Here is a 19,060-nt window from a genome sequence, read left to right as displayed (position 1 = left end):
GCTGAGCCGGCTCACCCGGCTCGGCACAATCAATCGCTATTCCAGCGGCATCACCGTCACCCGTACCTCCGGGTCATGGCTCCCTCCCCCCAGAATCACTCCTCGCAACGGCGACACATCGGAAAAGTCCCGGCCCCAGGCCAGGGTGATGTGCTCCAGTGCCGGCTGCACATTGTTCGTCGGATCAAAATCCACCCAGCCTGAAACCGGGCAATACACCGACACCCACGCATGGGACGCATCGGCGCCGATCAGCCGTGGCTGGCCGGGCGGTGGCTGGGTGAGCAGATAACCGCTGATATAGCGCGCCGCCAGGCCGCGCGAACGCAGGCAGGCGAGCATCAAGTGGGCGAAGTCCTGGCATACACCGCGTCGGCGCTCCAGCACTTCCACCAGCGGGGTAGCCACCTGGGTAGCTTCGGCATCGAAGGTGAACTCGCTGAAGATCTTTTCCATCAACGCCTGCACGCCCAACAGCAAGGGTTCGCCAGGGGGGAAACAGCTTTCGGAGAACTCAACGAAGGTTTTCTTCAGGTGCACGTAGGGTGATTCGAACCGGTAGCGGCAGGCTTCGATCAGCTGCGGCGACATGGCCTGGCTGCTGTAGGTCAGGCTGTCGCGGGTTTGGTCCCAGGCCGGCGACTGCTGGAAGTCCAGCATTGGCCGCGCCAGCACTTCCACGGTCAGCCCGGCATTCACCAGCAGTTCATCATGGGGCCGCTCGAACGCCAGGCGGGTGATGGGATTACCGAACACATCCAACTCATCGCGGCGCGACGTCGGTTCCGGGCTGATATCCAGCTGTTGCGAGCTGCAGCGCTGCCAGGCGCACGGCCGTGGCCACAGGTGCGCCAACTGTTGGGCCAGGGACACCGGGCTGTCGTAGTGGTAATGGGTATCGTGGAAAATCTGGTAGCGCGCACTCATCACACCGACACCGTTTGCTGGCTGACATCATCCACATGGGCAAAATGGCGCAAGGCCAAACGGTCCGACACTTGCCCACTCTCATCGGCGACTGCTTGCAGCAGGTCCGCCAGGCCCTCCAACGCGGCACGCACGCTGGCCTCACCAAACAACGGGTTCTCCAGGCAACCCAGGTCGAATCGCGCCAGGCGCTCCACCAACGGGCCGAGACCGGTTTCCCGTGGCACACCAAAGTCGTCATTGAGACGCCGCAGGGTGCGGCTCACCAACTTGAGCTGGAACAACACCGCATGGGGGTTCTGCTCGTCCAGCAACAGCAGGTCGAGGACCGGGATCAACTGCGGCACCGCCAGGTAGCGCGAGCGATAGGTAATGCTGCTGTTGCCCAGCTCCAGCAACCACTCCAGCCCGGCCTGATCGAACACCGCCACGCCACGCAGGAATGCGGCGAGGCTGCTGCTCAGAAACTGCAGACGCTCGATGCGCCGGCCCATCATCAAGAAACGCCAGCCTTCGTCGCGGGTCATGTCGTCCAGGGCAAACCCCGACAACGCCGCCAGGGACATCACCAGGCGGTTGAGGAAATCCAGTAACTCGCCAAAGTCCGGGGTGTCGCGTTCCAGCTCCATGGCTTCGCGTTGCAGCTCCACCAGGGCCTGCCAGTTCTCCCGGGACAACTTGCCGCGCACCTGGGACGCCGCCCACTGCAAGCGTTGCAGGTTGGCGCGCAGGCTCGACGGCCAGTCATCGCCGAGCAGTGCCGCCAGCAGGCGTTCGGGCAACTCGCCCTCTTCCGGCAGCAGTCGCAGGTTTTCGCCCAGCTCGACCGCCGCCTGCAAGGCCAGCGGATCATCGCCGTCCACATAACGCGCCAGCACGATGCGCAGCCAGCGCGCGCTGTCATCGCAGCGCTCGCAATAACGCCCGAACCAGAACAGGTTTTCCACCACGCGGGACGGCAGGTAGGGATCGCGGCGCACCAGGTCATGGGCGCCAATCGCCCGCTGTGCGCGCCAGTGCTCGCCACCGGCGGCGCGTTCGCCGAGCACCCAGGTGTCCTTGCTGGCGCCGCCACGTTGCATCGACACCACTTCGGCATCGGCTTCCGCCGCTACACGCGTCAGGCCGCCGGGCAGCACGCGGTAACCCTCGTCACTCGCCACGGCGTATACGCGCATGCCAATCGCGCGGTGTTGCAGGTGGTCATCCACGGTGTGCCACACCGGCGCCTGGGACAGTTGCGCCAGTTCCTGGGCAACGTAAGCGTAGGGGCGCGCGCGCATGCGTTCGGCCAGGGCCTGGCGCTGTTCGTCGTCCAGGTCACGGCCAAATACCGGCGCAAAACTCTGCGACGGAAACGCCGGCTTGATCAGCAACTCCGGCAGTTTCTCCAGCGCTTCAGCGAGTACCGGCGCTTCACCGCACCACCAGGTGGCGATGGACGGCAAGATCAATGCTTCGCCAAACAGGAACTCGTTGATCTTCGGCAAAAAGCCCAGCAGACCGGGGGACTCCAGCACGCCGCTGCCCAGGGCATTGGCCACCAGCACATTGCCTTGGCGCACCGCGTCCAACAGGCCGGGCACGCCGAGGGCGGAGTCGGTGCGCAGTTCCAGCGGGTCGCAGAAGTCGTCATCCAGGCGCCGCATGATCGCGTGCACCCGGCGCAGGCCGCTGAGGGTTTTCAGGAATACCGTGCTGTCGCGCACCGTGAGATCACCGCCTTCTACCAGCGGGTAGCCGAGCTGGCGGGCGAGGTAGAGGTGTTCGAAATAGCTTTCGTTGAACCGGCCCGGCGTGAGCAGCACGATCAGCGGCGGCTGGTTATCACCGGGCGCCTGGCGGGCCAGGGTTTCCTGCAAGGTGCGGAAAAAACCGGTGAGGTGCTGGACCTGCAAATCCCGGTAAAGATCCGGGAACGCCCGTGACACAATGGTGCGGTTCTCCAACGCATAACCGGCACCGGAAGGCGCCTGGGTGCGGTCGGCGGTGACCCACCAACGGCCATCCGGCGTGCGCGCCAGGTCCACGGCGTACAGGTGCAGGAACGCTCCGTCCGGCGGCTGGATGCCCTGGCACGGCCACAGGAAGTTGTTATGGCCGAACACCAGCTCGGCGGGCAGCAAGCCTTCCTTGATCAGGCGCTGCGGGCCGTACAGGTCGGCGAGCACGGCGTTGAGCAGGCGCGCACGCTGGGCGATCCCCGCCGACAGCTGCTGCCATTCATCGGCGGCCAGCACATGGGGCAGCAGGTCCAGTTCCCACGGGCGGTCGGCGCCCTTGGGGTCGGCGTAGACGTTGTAGGTCACGCCGTTTTCCTGGATCTGTCGGGTCAGCAACGCCTGGCGCTGGGCCAGTTGGGCAGGCGTGCTGCGTTGCAGGTGATCCAGCAAGCGCCGCCAATGGGCACGTACCGCGCCGCTGTCGTCCAGCAATTCGTGATAAGTGCCCGCGGTCAGCGGGTAACGGTCGAGCAAGTCGGACATGGAACGCTCGGCAGAGGCAAGGGGGCTCAGATTAACTCAACAAACACTGCAAATCCCCTGTAGCCCCCGGCTTTTGTGGTGAGCGGGCCTGCCCCGCGCGAGGCAAGCTCGCTCACCACAAAAGCTAGCGTCCACAGGGGATAGCGTTCAGTCATTTTTATTGGGGAAACGACGTAGATCCAGGGTCATCGGCAATTCGTCGTTAATGACAACCGTCGGCACGTCGAGCTTCCCCGGGCTATGCCCCAACCGGAAAAAACGCGCCATGCGCCGGCTCTCCGCCTCGTTGGCATTCACCGGCAAGCTGTCGTAATTGCGCCCGCCCGGATGGGCAACATGGTACTGGCAGCCGCCCAGCGAGCGTTGCATCCAGGTATCCAACACGTCGAACACCAACGGCGCATGCACGGCGATGGTCGGTTGCAGGCAGTTGGCCGGTTGCCACGCGCGGTAACGCACGCCGGCCACGAACTCCCCGACTCGCCCAGTAGCGTGCAGTGGCACTGGGATTCCGTTGCAGGTCAGCAGGTAGCGTTGCGGTGGCAGCCCGGTCAATTTGACTTGCAGGCGCTCCAGGGACGAATCCACATAACGCACCGTGCCGCCCACCGCGCCCTCTTCGCCCAGCACATGCCAGGGTTCCAGGGCCTGGCGAAGTTCCAGTTCGATACCACTGACGGCGTAATCGCCCACCTTGGGGAAACGGAATTCCAGGTGCGCGGCGAACCATTCGGCGCGCAGCGGGTAGCCGGCCGCGTTGAGTTCGACAATCACGTCGGCGAAGTCCTGCTCGATAAAGTGCGGCAACAGGAAACGATCGTGCAGTTCGGTGCCCCAGCGCGCGAGCTTCGGCGGCGCATAGGGCTCGCGCCAGAAGCGTGCGACCAAGGCGCGCAGCAACAGTTGTTGGGTCAGGCTCATGCGCGCATGGGGCGGCATTTCAAATGCGCGCAACTCCAGCAGGCCCAGGCGGCCGGTGGCGCCGTCGGGCGAGTAGAGTTTGTCGATGCAGAATTCGGCGCGGTGGGTGTTGCCGGTCACGTCGATCAGCAAGTTGCGCAGCAGGCGGTCCACCAACCATGGCGGGCATTCTTCACCGGGTTCGGGCATTTGCGCGAAGGCGATTTCCAGCTCGTACAACGCATCGTTGCGTGCCTCATCCACCCGTGGCGCCTGTGAAGTCGGGCCGATGAACAGGCCGGAGAACAGGTAGGACAACGACGGGTGGTTGTGCCAATAGCTGATCAGGCTACGCAGCAAGTCGGGCCGGCGCAGGAACGGCGAGTCCTTGGGTGTCGCACCACCGAGCACAAAGTGGTTACCGCCACCGGTGCCGGTGTGGCGCCCGTCGATCATGAATTTCTCAGTGGTCAGGCGGGTTTGCCGGGCCTCTTCGTAGAGGAACTCGGTGCGCTCCACCAACTCGTCCCAACTGGCGGACGGCTGCACGTTGACCTCGATCACGCCGGGGTCCGGCGTGACGCGGAAGTTGCTCAGGCGCGTGTCCGCTGGCGGTTCATAGCCTTCCAGCAATACCGGACAGTGCAGTTCTTCGGCTGTCGCCTCAATGGCGGCCACCAACTCCAGATAGTCCTCGACACGCTCAAGGGGCGGCATGAACAGGTAGAGGCGCCCTTCCCGCGCCTCGGCACACAGCGCGGTGCGGGTCAGCCAGTCGGCGGACTCGTCGACCTTGGGCACGCGTTCATCAATCGGCGCAGGGTCGCCATGGCTTTGCAGTTGGGAGGTGGTCGGCAGCTCCGGCTGGTCCTGGTTAGGGTCCGTCGGGTGCACAAATGGGTACTCGGCCGCCGTCACCCAAGGCTGCGAGGCCAGTGGCAGACGATAACCCAGGGGCGAATCACCCGGCACCAGGCGGCAATGGTTGTCACGCAGGTACCAGCGCCCGCTTTGCCAGCGGTCATTGGCCGCCGTGCGCGCCAGCGGCAGCACTTGGCCGATGATTTTATCCAGGCCCTGGGCGAACACTTTGCGCAGGCGTTCGCGCTCCAGGTCGTCGCTCAGGCGTGGGTCTTGGGCGGTGACGTTTTGCGGCAGCGCACCTTCGCGCCACAGGTAGTAGAAGTTGTCTTCAAAGGCCGGGAACACAAAGCGTGCCGGTAGCTTCAGGCGCTCAGCGACGCTGGCCAGGAAACGCCCGGCCAGGGCGCCATCCGCGCCATAGTCCTGTTGTTCATCGGCGATCAACGCGCTGTTGTGCCAGATCGGCACGCCATCGCGGCGCCAGTAGCAATTGAGCGACCAGCGTGGCAGTTGCTCGCCGGGGTACCACTTGCCCTGGCCGAAGTGCACCAGGCCCTTGGGCGCGTAGTGCTTGCGCATGCGCTGGAACAGCTCGGCGGACAGGCGGCGCTTATCCGGCCCGAGCGCGGCGGTATTCCACTCGGCGCCGTCGGGGTCGTCGATGGACACAAACGTCGGCTCGCCGCCCATGGTCAGGCGCACGTCGTCCTTGAGCAGGTCGCCGTCAATCTGCCGACCCAGGGCCTGGATCGCCAGCCATTGTTCTTCGGTGTAAGGCTTGGTGACCCGTGGGGCTTCCCAAATCCGCTCGACCGACATTTCGTGGGTGAACTCACACTCGCACGGTTCCACCAGCCCACTGATCGGGGCGGCAGACGAGGGATCGGGACTACACGCCAACGGAATATGCCCTTCACCCGCGAACAGCCCGGAGGTGGCATCCAGGCCGATCCAACCGGCGCCGGGCAAATACACTTCGCACCAGGCGTGCAGGTCGGTGAAGTCCACTTCGGTGCCGGACGGGCCGTCGAGGGCTTTGACGTCGGCGGTCAACTGGATCAGATAGCCAGACACAAACCGTGCTGCCAAACCCAGGTTGCGCAGCAACTGCACCAGCAACCAGGCCGAGTCGCGGCAGGAGCCGGAGGCATTTTCCAGGGTGAACTCCGGGGTTTGCACGCCCGGCTCCATACGGATCAGGTAGCCAATATCAGCCGCCAGGCGCTGGTTGAGCCCCACCAGGAAGTCCACCGCCGGCAGTGGCGTGCGGTCGATACCCGCCAGGTACGCGGCGAACTTCGGCGTCAGCGGCAGGGTTTCCAGGTACGGCGCCAGTTCGCGTTGCTCATCGGCGGCGTAGCGGAAGGGGATTTTTTCGGCGTAGGGCTCAAGGAAAAAGTCGAAGGGGTTGAACACCGCCATTTCGGCGACCAGGTCGACCTCGATGCGCAACTCATCCGTTTTTTCCGGAAACACCAAGCGCGCCAGGTAATTACCCTGGGGATCTTGCTGCCAATTGATGAAATGCTGCTCGGGCAGCACTTTCAGCGCGTAGGACAGAATTCGCGTCCGACTATGGGCCGCCGGGCGCAACCGCACGATCTGTGGGCCGAGTTCGACAGCGCGGTCATAGCGGTAATGCGTAACGTGGTGCAACGCGACATGAATCGACACGGCGGCCTCCTGCGAGCCAGGGCATGGGAACAAAGCGCGCAAGACTTATGCCAGAGCGGCGGTCATTGCGCTTTATCGTAAGACCCGGTGAAGTACAGCACCAAAACGGCGCCAACGGGGGCGCCGTGGTGCAAGTGACGCACATATTTGTGGCGCGGATGTGAGGGTGGGTGGGGAATCTACCCAATCAGCCGGTTTTGCGCTTGGCGATCGCGGCTTGGCGCAGGTGGCGGATCTCAAGCAGCTTCTGGCGCATTTCGCGATGGCGCTTGCTGTTGAGCAGCAACAATCCAAGCAGCGGGAAGAGCACAGCCGAGCCATAGACCAGCGTGTGCAGGTCGTATTGAATCATTGGCAGTACGAACAACAGGCAAGCGCCGAGATAGCCCGCCACCAGTTTCGTCGCCCACGGATAGCCGCGCGCGATCATGACGTTGCCAAATACCAGCACCGCGACCAGCATCAGGATCGCAGCGCCCGAACAGCCGGATTTAAGCGCGGGATCAGTGTCGCGCAAATAGGTTACGCCCGCCGTGGAAACCGCAGCGGAGCCGGAAAAGATCGCCATGAAAATCGTGCCCATGAACACGGGGAAATAGCGCGCGAAAAAACCGGTTATCGACGGCGACGCCTTCACATGCGGCTACTCGACCCAACGGTTGATTTGACAGATTGCCGAATGCGACGGATTCCCACCAGTTTTGCACGCATCTCTCGTTGAACCTTGCTGTTAAGTATCAACAATCCAAGGAACGGGAATAACAGCGCCAACCCATAGAGAACTTTATGAGGCTGGTACTGAAGCATTGGGACGACAAACAGTAGACAGGCGACGTAGATGCCGACCATCACCCACACCCAGGAGGGTCGGCCCCGCAAAATCATAAAGTTGCTATGGACCGTCAACAGAATGAGCAGCGCCCCGGCAGACATGATCTTGAGCCCCACTTGATCAATGGGCGCATCACGAAAATAGGTGATGAACGCCAGCGCCACAGCCAACGCCAAAGAAAAACACGCAGCAAATACGCCGCCCATAAACGTCAGAAAGTATTGCCTGAAAAAGTCGCGTAGCGTCATTAACTCGTTCATTCGTTTATTTCCTCGTACAACCCAATCGCGATGGTATTGACGTTTCCGGAGTAAGCACTCCCGCCAAATCCTATGGTTGCGCCGAGGACGTCTTTGATCTGGGTAGTGGTGCTGTGCTTGAGCTGCGTCGGGGTGAAACGCTTGGTGAGTTCGCCCGACGCCTGCCTCAATTTGATCATCTTCGCGGTCAAGCTGGGATGGTTGATGCTCAGCAGTTCTTTCGTCAGCTTGGCTCTTTCCTGGCGATTCAAACCGCGAAGCACATCACGCAGGCTCTTGCCCGTCGATGCTTTGGCGGCCCTGACCAGCTTGACCGTCGTCAGGGCCGAAGCGCCCACGCCTGCCAGTGATATGGCGTCCAGCACGATGGACGCATTCTGGTACCAGCCTTCACTGTCGAGCGAATCCTTGACCTCAGGTTTGGCGACTTCCAGCGCTGTTCGGGCAATGCCGTTAAAGCACTGAAGCGTACTCGCGCCAGCAGCCGCATACCCCACTACAACGATGACGGAACTGGCGCCAGCGCTGAAAGGCACCAGAATGGTTCCACTGGCGATCGCAGCCCAACTGATGACCGCCCCCAAGCAGGAGACTCCGGTATTCACGGCTTCGCCAATCAGTCGCGACTCTCGAGGATTGCTCACGACATGTTGAGCAAACTGCGTTGGCGCAATGTACTTCTGCGCTTCACGCAAAATGATGCGCTTGGGCTTGATGCTGCAGATGGGCTTGAATTCGCGCAGGGTAATGACGTTGAAGTCGGCGTCGATATACACCACGCCTGCGCCGACAATCCCGGGGTCGGCGTCGATAGCCGCGAACAGGCGCGGCAGGTTGATCTGGCTTTCGATGCGCTGGCGCGCCATGAACTGCGAGCGGTTGGAGTCCATGCCGATGCCGGCCAGGGGGTTGCCCATGGGGTGTTCTTCCTTGAAATGGGTGGTGACTGAACTGACGCCTTCGCGAGCAAGCCCGCTCCCACATTTTGATGTGCGAATACATTCAAGTGTGGGAGCGGGCTTGCTCGCGAAGGCGATTTAATGGTCGCCACCTTAACAAACAGGCTCGCCACCGAATAGAAAGCAAAACGCCAGCACACGGCTGGCGTTTTACATGTTCAGGCTGCGATCAACGCGGCACTACCGGCTTGCGCGCAGGCTTGCCGCCCTTGCCCTTGGCCGCATCGGCGCGCTCCTTGGCGGCCTGCTTGTTGCGCGCCTGGGCCGCGGCCTTGGCTTGCTCACGCTTGTCCCACGGGTTGCTGCCGTCGCTGCCACGCGGCGGCAGCCCGGTGTGCTGGGTGAGGATCTTCGTGGTGGTTTCCTTGGCGACCTTGTGGCTGCCGGCCGGCGTCGAGTTCTTGCGACGCGCGCTCTGGTAGCTGTCGGTGCTCGGCTGGTGCAGCGGGATCAACTGGTCCTTGCCCGGCCCGATCAGGTCGGCACGGCCCATGCGGGTCAAGGCTTCACGCAGCATCGGCCAGCCCTTCGGGTCGTGGTAACGCAGGAAGGCCTTGTGCAGACGGCGCTGCTCTTCGCTCTTGACGATGGTCACCGCGTCGCTCTTGTAGGTGACCTTGCGCAGCGGGTTCTTGCCCGAGTGGTACATCGCCGTAGCGGTGGCCATCGGCGACGGGTAGAACGCCTGCACCTGGTCGGCGCGGAAGCCGTTGCCCTTGAGCCACAGGGCCAGGTTCATCATGTCTTCATCGGTGGTGCCGGGGTGGGCGGCGATGAAGTAAGGAATCAGGTACTGCTCCTTGCCCGCTTCCTTGGTGTACTTCTCGAACATGCGCTTGAACTTGTCATAGCTGCCAATGCCCGGCTTCATCATCTGGTTGAGCGGACCTTCCTCGGTGTGTTCCGGGGCGATCTTGAGGTAGCCACCGACGTGGTGGGTCACCAGCTCCTTGACGTATTCCGGCGATTCGACGGCCAGGTCATAGCGCAGGCCGGAAGCGATCAGAATCTTCTTCACACCCGGCAACGCACGGGCGCTGCGGTACAGCTGGATCAGCGACGAGTGGTCGGTGTTCAGGTTCGGGCAGATGCCAGGGAACACGCACGACGGCTTGCGGCACGCGGATTCGATCTCCGGGCTCTTGCAGGCGATGCGGTACATGTTCGCGGTCGGGCCGCCGAGGTCGGAGATCACGCCGGTAAAGCCCGGGACCTTGTCGCGGATCTCTTCGATCTCGCGAATGATCGACTCTTCGGAACGGTTCTGGATGATGCGGCCTTCGTGCTCGGTGATCGAGCAGAAGGTGCAGCCGCCGAAGCAGCCACGCATGATGTTCACCGAGAAACGGATCATGTCGTAGGCCGGGATCTTTTCCTTGCCATACGCCGGGTGCGGGACACGGGCGTAAGGCATGCCGAACACGTAGTCCATTTCTTCGGTGGTCATCGGAATGGGCGGCGGGTTGAACCACACGTCCACTTCACCGTGCTTCTGCACCAGCGCACGGGCGTTGCCTGGGTTGGTTTCCAGGTGCAACACGCGGTTGGCGTGGGCGTAGAGCACCGCGTCGCCACGGACTTTTTCCACCGAGGGCAGGCGGATCACGGTCTTGTCGCGGGTCATCTTCGGGCTGGCCAGGATCTGCACGACCTTGGCTTCTTCCGGATCGTCCTGCGGCCCCTTTTCCTGCTCGATAGCGCAGGCTTGGGTGTCCTGGGTATTCACGTACGGGTTGATGATCTTGTCGATCTTGCCCGGACGGTCGATACGCGTGGAGTCCACTTCATACCAGCCCACCGGCGTATCACGACGGATGAACGCGGTGCCGCGCACATCGGTGATGTCTTCGATCTTGTGGCCCCACGACAGGCGCTGGGCCACTTCGACGATGGCGCGCTCGGCGTTGCCATACAGCAGGATATCGGCGGTGGCGTCGATCAGGATCGAGTTGCGCACGCGGTCCTGCCAGTAGTCGTAGTGGGCGATGCGGCGCAGGGACGCCTCGATGCCGCCGAGTACGATCGGCACGTTCTTGTAGGCTTCCTTGCAACGCTGGCTGTACACCAGGCTCGCGCGGTCCGGGCGTTTGCCGGCCATGCCGCCAGGCGTGTAGGCGTCGTCGGAACGGATTTTCTTGTCGGCGGTGTAGCGGTTGATCATTGAGTCCATGTTGCCGGCCGCGACACCGAAGAACAGGTTCGGCTCGCCGAGCTTCATGAAGTCGTCTTTGGATTGCCAGTTCGGCTGCGCAATGATCCCGACGCGAAAGCCCTGGGACTCCAGCAGCCGGCCGATGATCGCCATGCCGAATGACGGGTGGTCTACGTAGGCATCACCGGTGACGATGATGATGTCGCAGGAATCCCAGCCAAGCTGATCCATCTCCTCCCTGCTCATCGGCAGGAATGGCGCTGGACCGAAACATTCGGCCCAGTACTTGGGATAGTCAAATAACGGCTTGGCTGTTTGCATGACGGTGACCGGTGTTGAGATGAAAAATCGCGGGCGCGGAATATAGCACAAATTTTGACCAATTCCGACGGTAATGGTCGGAATTGTGATGACGCCATCGCAGGCAAGCCAGCTCCCACACTTGAATGTATTCACACATCAGTGTGGGAGATGACTTGCCTGCGATGAGGCCCTTACAGGCGCTGGGACTTACTCGTCGTCATCGAAGTTGTAGCTGCCCGGCGCAAGGTTTTCGAAGCGCGTGTACTTGCCGATAAACGCCAGGCGGATAAACCCGATCGGGCCGTTCCGCTGCTTGCCGATAATGATCTCGGCAATACCTTTGTGCTCGGTTTCGGGGTGATACACCTCGTCGCGGTACACGAACATGATCACGTCAGCATCCTGCTCGATCGCTCCGGATTCCCGCAAGTCGGAGTTCACCGGGCGCTTGTTGGGACGTTGCTCCAGGGAGCGGTTGAGCTGGGACAGGGCCACTACCGGGCAGTTGAATTCCTTGGCCAGGGCCTTGAGAGACCGGGAAATCTCGGAAATCTCGTTGGTACGGCTGTCGCCACTGGAGCCGGGGATCTGCATCAACTGCAGGTAGTCGATCATGATCAGCGCGATGTCGCCGTGCTCACGCGCCAGGCGGCGGGTACGTGCACGCATTTCCGAGGGGCTGATACCCGCGGTGTCATCGATGAACAGCTTGCGGTCGTTGAGCAGGTTGACGGCCGAGGTCAGGCGCGGCCAGTCGTCGTCTTCCAGCTGGCCGGAACGCACCTTGGTCTGGTCGATACGCCCCAGAGACGAGAGCATCCGCATGATCAGCGATTCACCTGGCATCTCCAGGGAGTACACCAGCACCGTCTTGTCGCTGCGCAGCACGGCGTTTTCCACCAGGTTCATCGCAAAGGTGGTTTTACCCATGGATGGACGGCCGGCGACGATGATCAAGTCGGAGGGCTGCAGGCCGCTGGTCTTCTCGTCCAGATCGGCATAACCGGTGGAAATACCGGTGATGGCCGCATCGGTGTTGAACAGCGTGTCGATACGGTCGATAGCCTTGGTCAACAGCTCGTTGACGCCTACCGGGCCGCCGGTTTTAGGCCGCGCCTCGGCGATCTGGAAGATCTGGCGTTCGGCCTCATCGAGGATTTCTTCGGCCGTGCGCCCTTCGGGGTTGAAGGCGCTGTCGGCGATCTCGGTGCTGATGCCGATCAATTGGCGCAACGTGGCCCGCTGGCGAACGATCTGGGCATAGGCCTTGATGTTGGCGACGGACGGCGTGTTTTTTGCCAACTCGCCCAGGTAGCCGAGGCCGCCGACCTGGGAGGTCTGGCCTTCCTTGTCTAGCTGCTCGGCCAGCGTCACCACGTCGATCGGTGAGTTCTGGTCGGCCAGTTTGGCGATGGCACGGAAGATCAGGCGGTGGTCATGGCGATAGAAGTCACCGTCCGAGACTTGATCCAGCACGCGTTCCCAGGCGTTGTTGTCCAGCATCAAACCACCGAGCACGGCCTGTTCGGCCTCGATGGAATGCGGCGGCACCTTCAGGGCAGCGGTTTGCAGATCGTATTGCTCAGGAGCTGAAATATCGTTCATGGCCACTTGGAATTAGGGGTGTGTAGAAAAACAAAAGGCACGACCTGTAAACAGGATCGTGCCCGATGTTAACTGGCTGGCACGCGGGGTGCCAGTCAGTTAGGTGCTGCTTAAGCTGCTACCACGACAACGCGTACGGTGGCTTCAACTTCGGCGTGCAGGTGCACGGCTACGTCGAATTCGCCTACGTTGCGGATGGTGCCGTTCGGCAGACGAACTTCGCTCTTCTGCACTTCAACGCCGGAGGCGGTCAGTGCATCAGCGATGTCGTGGGTGCCGATCGAACCGAACAGCTTGCCTTCGTCACCGGCGGTGGCAGTGATAGTCACTTCCAGCTCAGCCAGTTGGGCAGCACGAGTTTCGGCCGAAGCTTTTTTGTCTGCTGCTGCTTTTTCCAGCTCAGCACGACGCTCTTCAAACGCAGCCAGGTTGGCAGCGGTTGCAGCGGTGGCTTTGCCGTATGGCAGCAGGTAGTTACGACCGTAGCCGGCCTTAACGTTCACTTTGTCGCCCAGGTTGCCCAGGTTGGCGACTTTTTCCAGAAGGATCAGTTGCATGTGAAAATCCTCTAACTTTTAACCTTCACCGTTCGCGTTATCGGCGTCTTTCGGCGCCAGACGACCGCGAAAATCAATCAGGCCGTCGACAATGGCCAAAACCACGAGTAACGGATAGATCAGCTGCATGAACACCAGCATCGTTACGTACATCCCCACCAGCCAGAACCTGGCCAGGCGCTTCTGCGCGACCAGCCCGTGAATCAGGGCCAGTCCGGAAAACACCAGCGGTACGCTGCAAAACAGCATCAGCAAGGTGGCATGTGAACCGAAGTACGGTCCGACCACCATGAGTGCCAGCAGCAACATCGCCGGGCCCACGGGGATTCTGATACTGCGAAACTCGCGACCAAAACCACCCGGGTTGTACAACAACGCCTGCCAATATCGCCCAAGCATCAGGCTCAGCAAACTGACGATCTGCATCATTACCGCCATCAGGCCGATCAGGGCCGGTGCAATCAGTGTTGCCAGTCGCGCTCGCTCTTCTACCGACAGCTGCTGGTAGAGTTCCCCGAGGGCCATCGGCAGGATCTTGACGATCTCTTGCGACAGCGCCTCGATCTGCGGGCGGAAAGCCGCGTCAATCAACACCGAAAACACCAACCCCAATGCCACGCTGACCAGCAGCGTGCGGACCCAGGACTCACTTGCGCGCAAAACCAACGCAAGGCTCGACGACCCCAGCAGCACCAGAAGCACCTTGGGTTCGCCCAGTTGCAGCCACCAGATCAAGGCGGCCAGCACTCCCAGGGCCAGGACACCAACGGCATCCTGCAAACCGCGCCGCAGGAGCACAAGGCATCCAGCGGCAGCACCCAACCAATACAACAACGGCAATGCTGCACATCCAGCCACTACCAGAGTGGCCTGCACGCGACCGCGCATGATGAACTCAGCTAAGGCGCGCATGCATTCAATCCCTTACTACTTGTCGACTGCCCGGTCTCAGCGGCCGTGGCTGTCGGTGTAGGCCAGCAGGGCCAGGAAGCGGGCGCGCTTGATAGCGGTGGCCAGCTGACGCTGATAACGTGCTTTGGTACCGGTGATACGGCTTGGAACGATTTTGCCGGTCTCGGATACGTAGGCTTTCAGAGTGTTGAGATCTTTGTAATCGATCTCTTTCACGTCTTCAGCGGTGAAGCGGCAGAATTTACGACGACGGAAGAAACGTGCCATTTGATAGGCTCCTTAAAAGGTCCGTGGATTACTCGTCAGCGTTATCGCTGTTGTCGCTGTCATCACTATCAGCGCTATCAGCGCCTTCGTGCTCAGGACGGTCGCGACGCTCACGGCGCTCACTGCGGTTTTCTTCAGCCTTGAGCATCTCGGATTGGCCGGTAACGGCTTCTTCGCGACGGATGACCAGGTTACGGATCACTGCATCGTTGTAGCGGAAGTTGTCTTCCAGCTCGGCCAGGGCCTTGCCAGTGCACTCAACGTTCAGCATCACGTAGTGAGCCTTGTGAACATTGTTGATTGCGTAGGCCAGTTGACGACGGCCCCAATCTTCCAGACGGTGGATTTTGCCGCCGTCTTCTTCGATCAGCTTGGTGTAACGCTCAACCATGCCGCCGACTTGCTCGCTTTGATCCGGGTGGACCAAAAAGATGATTTCGTAATGACGCATGAATGCTCCTTACGGGTTGTAGCCTGCCGCTCAAAAACGGTCAGACAAGGAGTGAATGACACTTATGGATCTTGCCGCAGGGAGGCACATCGGTGCCTGCCAGGAAGGCAAGGGGCGCAATTGTAGAGAAGGGGGAGGAAGCGTGCAAGGTGATTGGTGATTATTTGAACAGCGCAGCCGCCGCATAGACGCCAAACAACTGTGGGAGCTGGCTTGCCTGCGATGGCGGCGGTACTGGCAACATCTCTGTTGACTGTTACACCGTCATCGCGGGCAAGCCCGGCTCCCACAGCGTACTGCGTTGTTATCAGCCCTTCTTCACAGCCTTTTTGGCGCCACGCTGGCGCTGGGCTTCGAACAGGCAGACGCCCGTTGCGACCGACACGTTGAGGCTGCTGACGCTACCAGCCATCGGCAGGTGCACCAGGTAATCGCAATGTTCACGGGTCAGGCGGCGCATGCCTTTGCCTTCGGCGCCCATGATCAGGATGGTCGGGCCGGTGAGGTCCTGGTCATAAATGCTGACCTCCGCCTCCCCTGCCGTGCCCACGACCCACAGGCCGCGCTGCTGGAGTTTTTCCAGGGTGCGCGCGAGGTTGGTCACGGCCACCAACGGAATCACTTCCGCCGCGCCACAGGCGACTTTACGCACGACCGGCGTCAGGGTGGCCGACTTGTCCTTGGGCACGATCACCGCCAGCGCACCGGCAGCATCCGCCGAACGCAGGCACGCGCCCAGGTTATGCGGGTCGGTCACGCCGTCCAGCACCAGCAGCAGCGGCGCGCCTTCGGTGCGATCGAGCAGCTCATCGAGCATCGCCTCGCCCCAGACCTGGCTCGGGCTTACGTCGGCGACCACGCCTTGGTGGACGCCCTCGACCCACACGTCCATTTCACGACGCTCGGCCTGGCCGATGGCAACCTTGTTTTGGGTGGCCAGCTCGACCAGCGCTTGCACGCGCGGCTCGCTGCGGCCTTCGGCCAGCCACACTTGCTTGACGCGCTTGGGGTGATGACGCAGCAGTGCTTCTACGGCGTGGACGCCGTAGATTTTTTCCAGACTCATGACTTGGCCTTAGGTTTGCGCGACCCGCCGCTTTTGGCGGGGGCCGAACCCGCTTTGGGCGGGCCTTTACGGTGTTTACTTGGCTTGCTCGACGGCTTTTCCGCCCCGTGGGACTTTCCCCCAGACGCCGCTTTACCACCGCTTTTGGCTTCGTTGAGCAACTGCTGCTTCAACTCGCGGCTCTTGCGCAGCTCGGCGTTTTTCGCCGCGGCGTCGCTTGGGCGGTAAGCCTCAGGGGCCTTGTCCTTGGCCGACGAACGGCGACCGGCCTTGGCCGGTGCAGGCTCGGCGGCAGCTGCTTTCGCAGGCGCGCCTTTGCCCTTCGAGGTCGGCGCTGCGCTTTCGCTGCCGCGTTTTTTACGACTGCCCGGCGCTTCAGCGGGTTTATCTGGCATGCCGAAGTCGATCTTGCGCTCGTCGAGGTCGACGCGCATGACCTGCACTTCCACGGTGTCACCCAGACGGAAGCTGCGACCGGTGCGCTCGCCCGCCAGGCGGTGATGCACAGGGTCGAAGTGGTAGTAGTCACCCGGCAAGGCGGTAACGTGCACCAAGCCTTCGACGTAGATGTCGGTCAGTTCCACAAACAAACCAAAGCCGGTCACGGCAGTGATCACACCCGGGAACGACTCGCCTACGCGGTCTTTCATGAACTCGCACTTGAGCCAGTTCACCACGTCGCGGGTGGCTTCGTCGGCACGGCGCTCGCTCATGGAGCATTGCTCGCCCAACTGCTCCAGGGCCGCTTCGTCGTACGGATAGATCCGTGCCTTCGGAATGGTCATGGCACCGGCACGCTTGACGTGCGGAGTGTTCTGCTTGGAGTGGATCACGCTGCGGATTGCACGGTGCGTGAGCAGGTCCGGGTAACGGCGGATCGGCGAGGTGAAGTGGGTGTACGCCTCGTAATTCAGACCGAAGTGGCCCTGGTTGTCGGCGCTGTACACAGCCTGGCTCAGGGAACGCAGCATGACGGTCTGGATCACATGGTAATCCGGACGATCCTTGATGCTGGCCAGCAGAGCCTGGTAGTCCTTCGGCGTCGGGCCGTCCTTGCCCTTGTGCAGGGACAAACCGAGCTCGCCGAGGAAGGCGCGCAATTTTTCCAGGCGCTCCGGCGGCGGACCGTCGTGCACACGGTATAGCGCAGGGATCTCGTGCTTCTTCAGGAATTCAGCCGTGGCCACGTTGGCCGCCAGCATGCACTCCTCGATCAGCTTGTGCGCGTCGTTGCGCGTTGTTGGGGTGATCGCGGCGATCTTGCGTTCGGAACCGAAGACAATCCGGGTTTCCTGCGTTTCAAAATCGATCGCGCCACGCACGTGACGGGCACCCAACAACACCTTGTACAGCGCGTAAAGCTGCTTGAGGTGCGGCACGACATGGCCGTACTCGCCGCGCAAGGCTTTGGCTTCGCTGGTTTTCGGCTGTTCCAGGATGGTGCTGACCTTGTTGTAGGTCAGGCGGGCCTGGGAGTGGATCACCGCTTCGTAGAACTGGTAATCGGTCATTTCGCCGGTTTTCGAGATAGTCATCTCGCACACCATGGCCAAACGGTCGACTTTCGGGTTCAGCGAGCACAGGCCGTTGGACAGCTCTTCCGGCAGCATCGGGATCACGCGCTCCGGGAAGTACACCGAGTTGCCACGCACCTGGGCTTCGTTGTCCAGAGCCGAACCGATCTTCACGTAGCTGGAGACGTCGGCAATTGCCACGAACAACTTCCAGCCGCCGGAGAACAGGCGCAGCTTGCCCGGCTTGGCTTCGCAGTAGACGGCATCGTCGAAGTCGCGGGCGTCTTCGCCGTCGATGGTGACGAACGGCAGATGGCGCAGGTCGATGCGCTTCTCCTTGTCCTTCTCCTCGACTTCAGGCTTGAGCTTGCGCGCTTCTTTCACGACGGCTTCAGGCCATACGTGAGGAATGTCGTAGGTGCGTAGCGCAACATCGATTTCCATGCCCGGCGCCATGTAGTTGCCGACCACTTCGATCACATCGCCCTGCGGCTGGAACCGCGGGGTTGGCCAGTGGGTGATTTTCACCTCGACGAACTGACCGACCTTGGCGTTGGCGTTGCGGCCCGGGGTGATCAGCACTTCCTGCTGCACCTTGGGGTTATCCGGAACGACAAAACCGATGCCACCTTCTTCGAAGTAGCGACCCACGATGGTCTCGTGACCACGGGACACCACTTCGACGATCACGCCTTCACGGCGACCACGACGGTCCAGGCCGGAAACACGGGCCAGGGCACGGTCGCCATCGAACACCAGGCGCATTTGCGCCGGGCTCATGAACAGGTCGTCACTGCCGTCGTCCGGGATCAGGAAGCCGAAGCCGTCACGGTGGCCGGCGATGCGGCCGAGGATCAGGTCGAGCTTGTCCACGGGCGCATAGGTGCCGCGGCGGGTGTAGATCAGTTGTGCGTCGCGCTCCATGGCGCGCAGGCGGCGGCGCAGGGCTTCGAGCTGGTCTTCGGTGGTCAGACCGAATTCTTCAACCAACTGCTCGCGGCTAGCAGGCGAACCCCGATCGGCGAGATGCGCCAGGATCAGTTCGCGGCTAGGAATAGGGTTTTCATATTTTTCCGCTTCACGAGCGGCCTCGGGATCGAGGGACTGCCAATCGGCCATTAGAGAGTTTTCACCTTGTCTATATGCGGGTTAGTTTGGCATACGCGTATTGAAACGGGAAATTTCAGACGTCAACAAGCTTTTAAAAGCCCTTTGCAGCCCCCTGCGCGCACCTTGCACGACCATTGGTGAAATTTTCCAGGCTTTTTTCATAGCAGGGCTTTACAGCTTGAAATCGCCTCCGTATAGTGCGCGCCATCGACGACGGCAAC

The 19,060-nt window shown here is 61.6% G+C and carries 14 protein-coding genes; all 14 read right to left on the bottom strand.

Going from position 1 to position 19,060, the window contains the following annotated elements:
- Nucleotides 1–36: 36 nt before the first annotated feature.
- On the bottom strand, nucleotides 37–927 hold the full coding sequence (locus tag KUA23_RS02780; RefSeq protein ID WP_078046616.1) for a transglutaminase family protein: 891 nt from the start codon (nucleotides 925–927) through the stop codon (nucleotides 37–39).
- Complete coding sequence (locus KUA23_RS02775) at nucleotides 927–3,413, bottom strand: circularly permuted type 2 ATP-grasp protein (protein ID WP_252993415.1); 2,487 nt, start codon at nucleotides 3,411–3,413, stop codon at nucleotides 927–929. Before KUA23_RS02775 ends, KUA23_RS02780 begins: the two co-directional genes overlap by 1 nt.
- A 147-nt stretch (nucleotides 3,414–3,560) precedes the next feature.
- Nucleotides 3,561–6,851, bottom strand: coding sequence for a transglutaminase family protein (locus KUA23_RS02770; protein WP_252993414.1), 3,291 nt, complete (start codon nucleotides 6,849–6,851; stop codon nucleotides 3,561–3,563).
- Between the two features lie 187 nt (nucleotides 6,852–7,038).
- Entirely contained in the window at nucleotides 7,039–7,434 is a 396-nt protein-coding gene (locus KUA23_RS02765) for a hypothetical protein (RefSeq protein WP_050587826.1), read from the bottom strand.
- A 50-nt stretch (nucleotides 7,435–7,484) separates the two neighbouring features.
- Nucleotides 7,485–7,943, bottom strand: a complete 459-nt coding sequence (locus tag KUA23_RS02760) for a hypothetical protein (RefSeq protein WP_252993413.1) — start codon at nucleotides 7,941–7,943, stop codon at nucleotides 7,485–7,487.
- Entirely contained in the window at nucleotides 7,940–8,860 is a 921-nt protein-coding gene (gene ssp4, locus KUA23_RS02755) for an Ssp4 family T6SS effector (RefSeq protein WP_252993412.1), read from the bottom strand. The genes KUA23_RS02760 and ssp4 overlap by 4 nt, the downstream gene beginning before the upstream one ends.
- A gap of 211 nt (nucleotides 8,861–9,071) precedes the next feature.
- Complete coding sequence (locus KUA23_RS02750) at nucleotides 9,072–11,375, bottom strand: YgiQ family radical SAM protein (RefSeq protein WP_078046611.1); 2,304 nt, start codon at nucleotides 11,373–11,375, stop codon at nucleotides 9,072–9,074.
- 189 nt (nucleotides 11,376–11,564) lie between these two features.
- Entirely contained in the window at nucleotides 11,565–12,962 is a 1,398-nt protein-coding gene (dnaB, locus tag KUA23_RS02745; protein WP_025857358.1) for a replicative DNA helicase, read from the bottom strand.
- A 110-nt stretch (nucleotides 12,963–13,072) separates the two neighbouring features.
- Entirely contained in the window at nucleotides 13,073–13,519 is a 447-nt protein-coding gene (rplI, locus tag KUA23_RS02740) for a 50S ribosomal protein L9 (protein WP_003171376.1), read from the bottom strand.
- 18 nt (nucleotides 13,520–13,537) lie between these two features.
- A complete protein-coding gene (locus KUA23_RS02735) occupies nucleotides 13,538–14,431 on the bottom strand; it encodes a YybS family protein (RefSeq protein ID WP_078046610.1) in 894 nt (297 codons plus the stop codon).
- 36 nt (nucleotides 14,432–14,467) lie between these two features.
- Nucleotides 14,468–14,698 carry a 30S ribosomal protein S18 gene (rpsR, locus tag KUA23_RS02730; protein WP_002551829.1) on the bottom strand — a complete coding sequence of 77 codons (231 nt, stop codon included), beginning with the start codon at nucleotides 14,696–14,698 and terminating at the stop codon, nucleotides 14,468–14,470.
- 28 nt (nucleotides 14,699–14,726) lie between these two features.
- On the bottom strand, nucleotides 14,727–15,149 hold the full coding sequence (rpsF, locus tag KUA23_RS02725; protein WP_003236224.1) for a 30S ribosomal protein S6: 423 nt from the start codon (nucleotides 15,147–15,149) through the stop codon (nucleotides 14,727–14,729).
- A 307-nt stretch (nucleotides 15,150–15,456) separates the two neighbouring features.
- Nucleotides 15,457–16,215, bottom strand: a complete 759-nt coding sequence (gene rlmB, locus KUA23_RS02720; RefSeq protein ID WP_078046609.1) for a 23S rRNA (guanosine(2251)-2'-O)-methyltransferase RlmB — start codon at nucleotides 16,213–16,215, stop codon at nucleotides 15,457–15,459.
- Nucleotides 16,212–18,848 (bottom strand): ribonuclease R, encoded by a 2,637-nt coding sequence (gene rnr, locus KUA23_RS02715; protein ID WP_252993411.1) that lies wholly within the window; start codon nucleotides 18,846–18,848, stop codon nucleotides 16,212–16,214. Before rnr ends, rlmB begins: the two co-directional genes overlap by 4 nt.
- Nucleotides 18,849–19,060 lie beyond the last annotated feature (212 nt).

The sequence above is a fragment of the Pseudomonas pergaminensis genome (assembly GCF_024112395.2).
GTDB classification, from domain to species: domain Bacteria; phylum Pseudomonadota; class Gammaproteobacteria; order Pseudomonadales; family Pseudomonadaceae; genus Aquipseudomonas; species Aquipseudomonas pergaminensis.
Note: the sequence above shows the minus strand (reverse complement) of the source record. Positions and strands in the feature narration are given on the sequence as shown.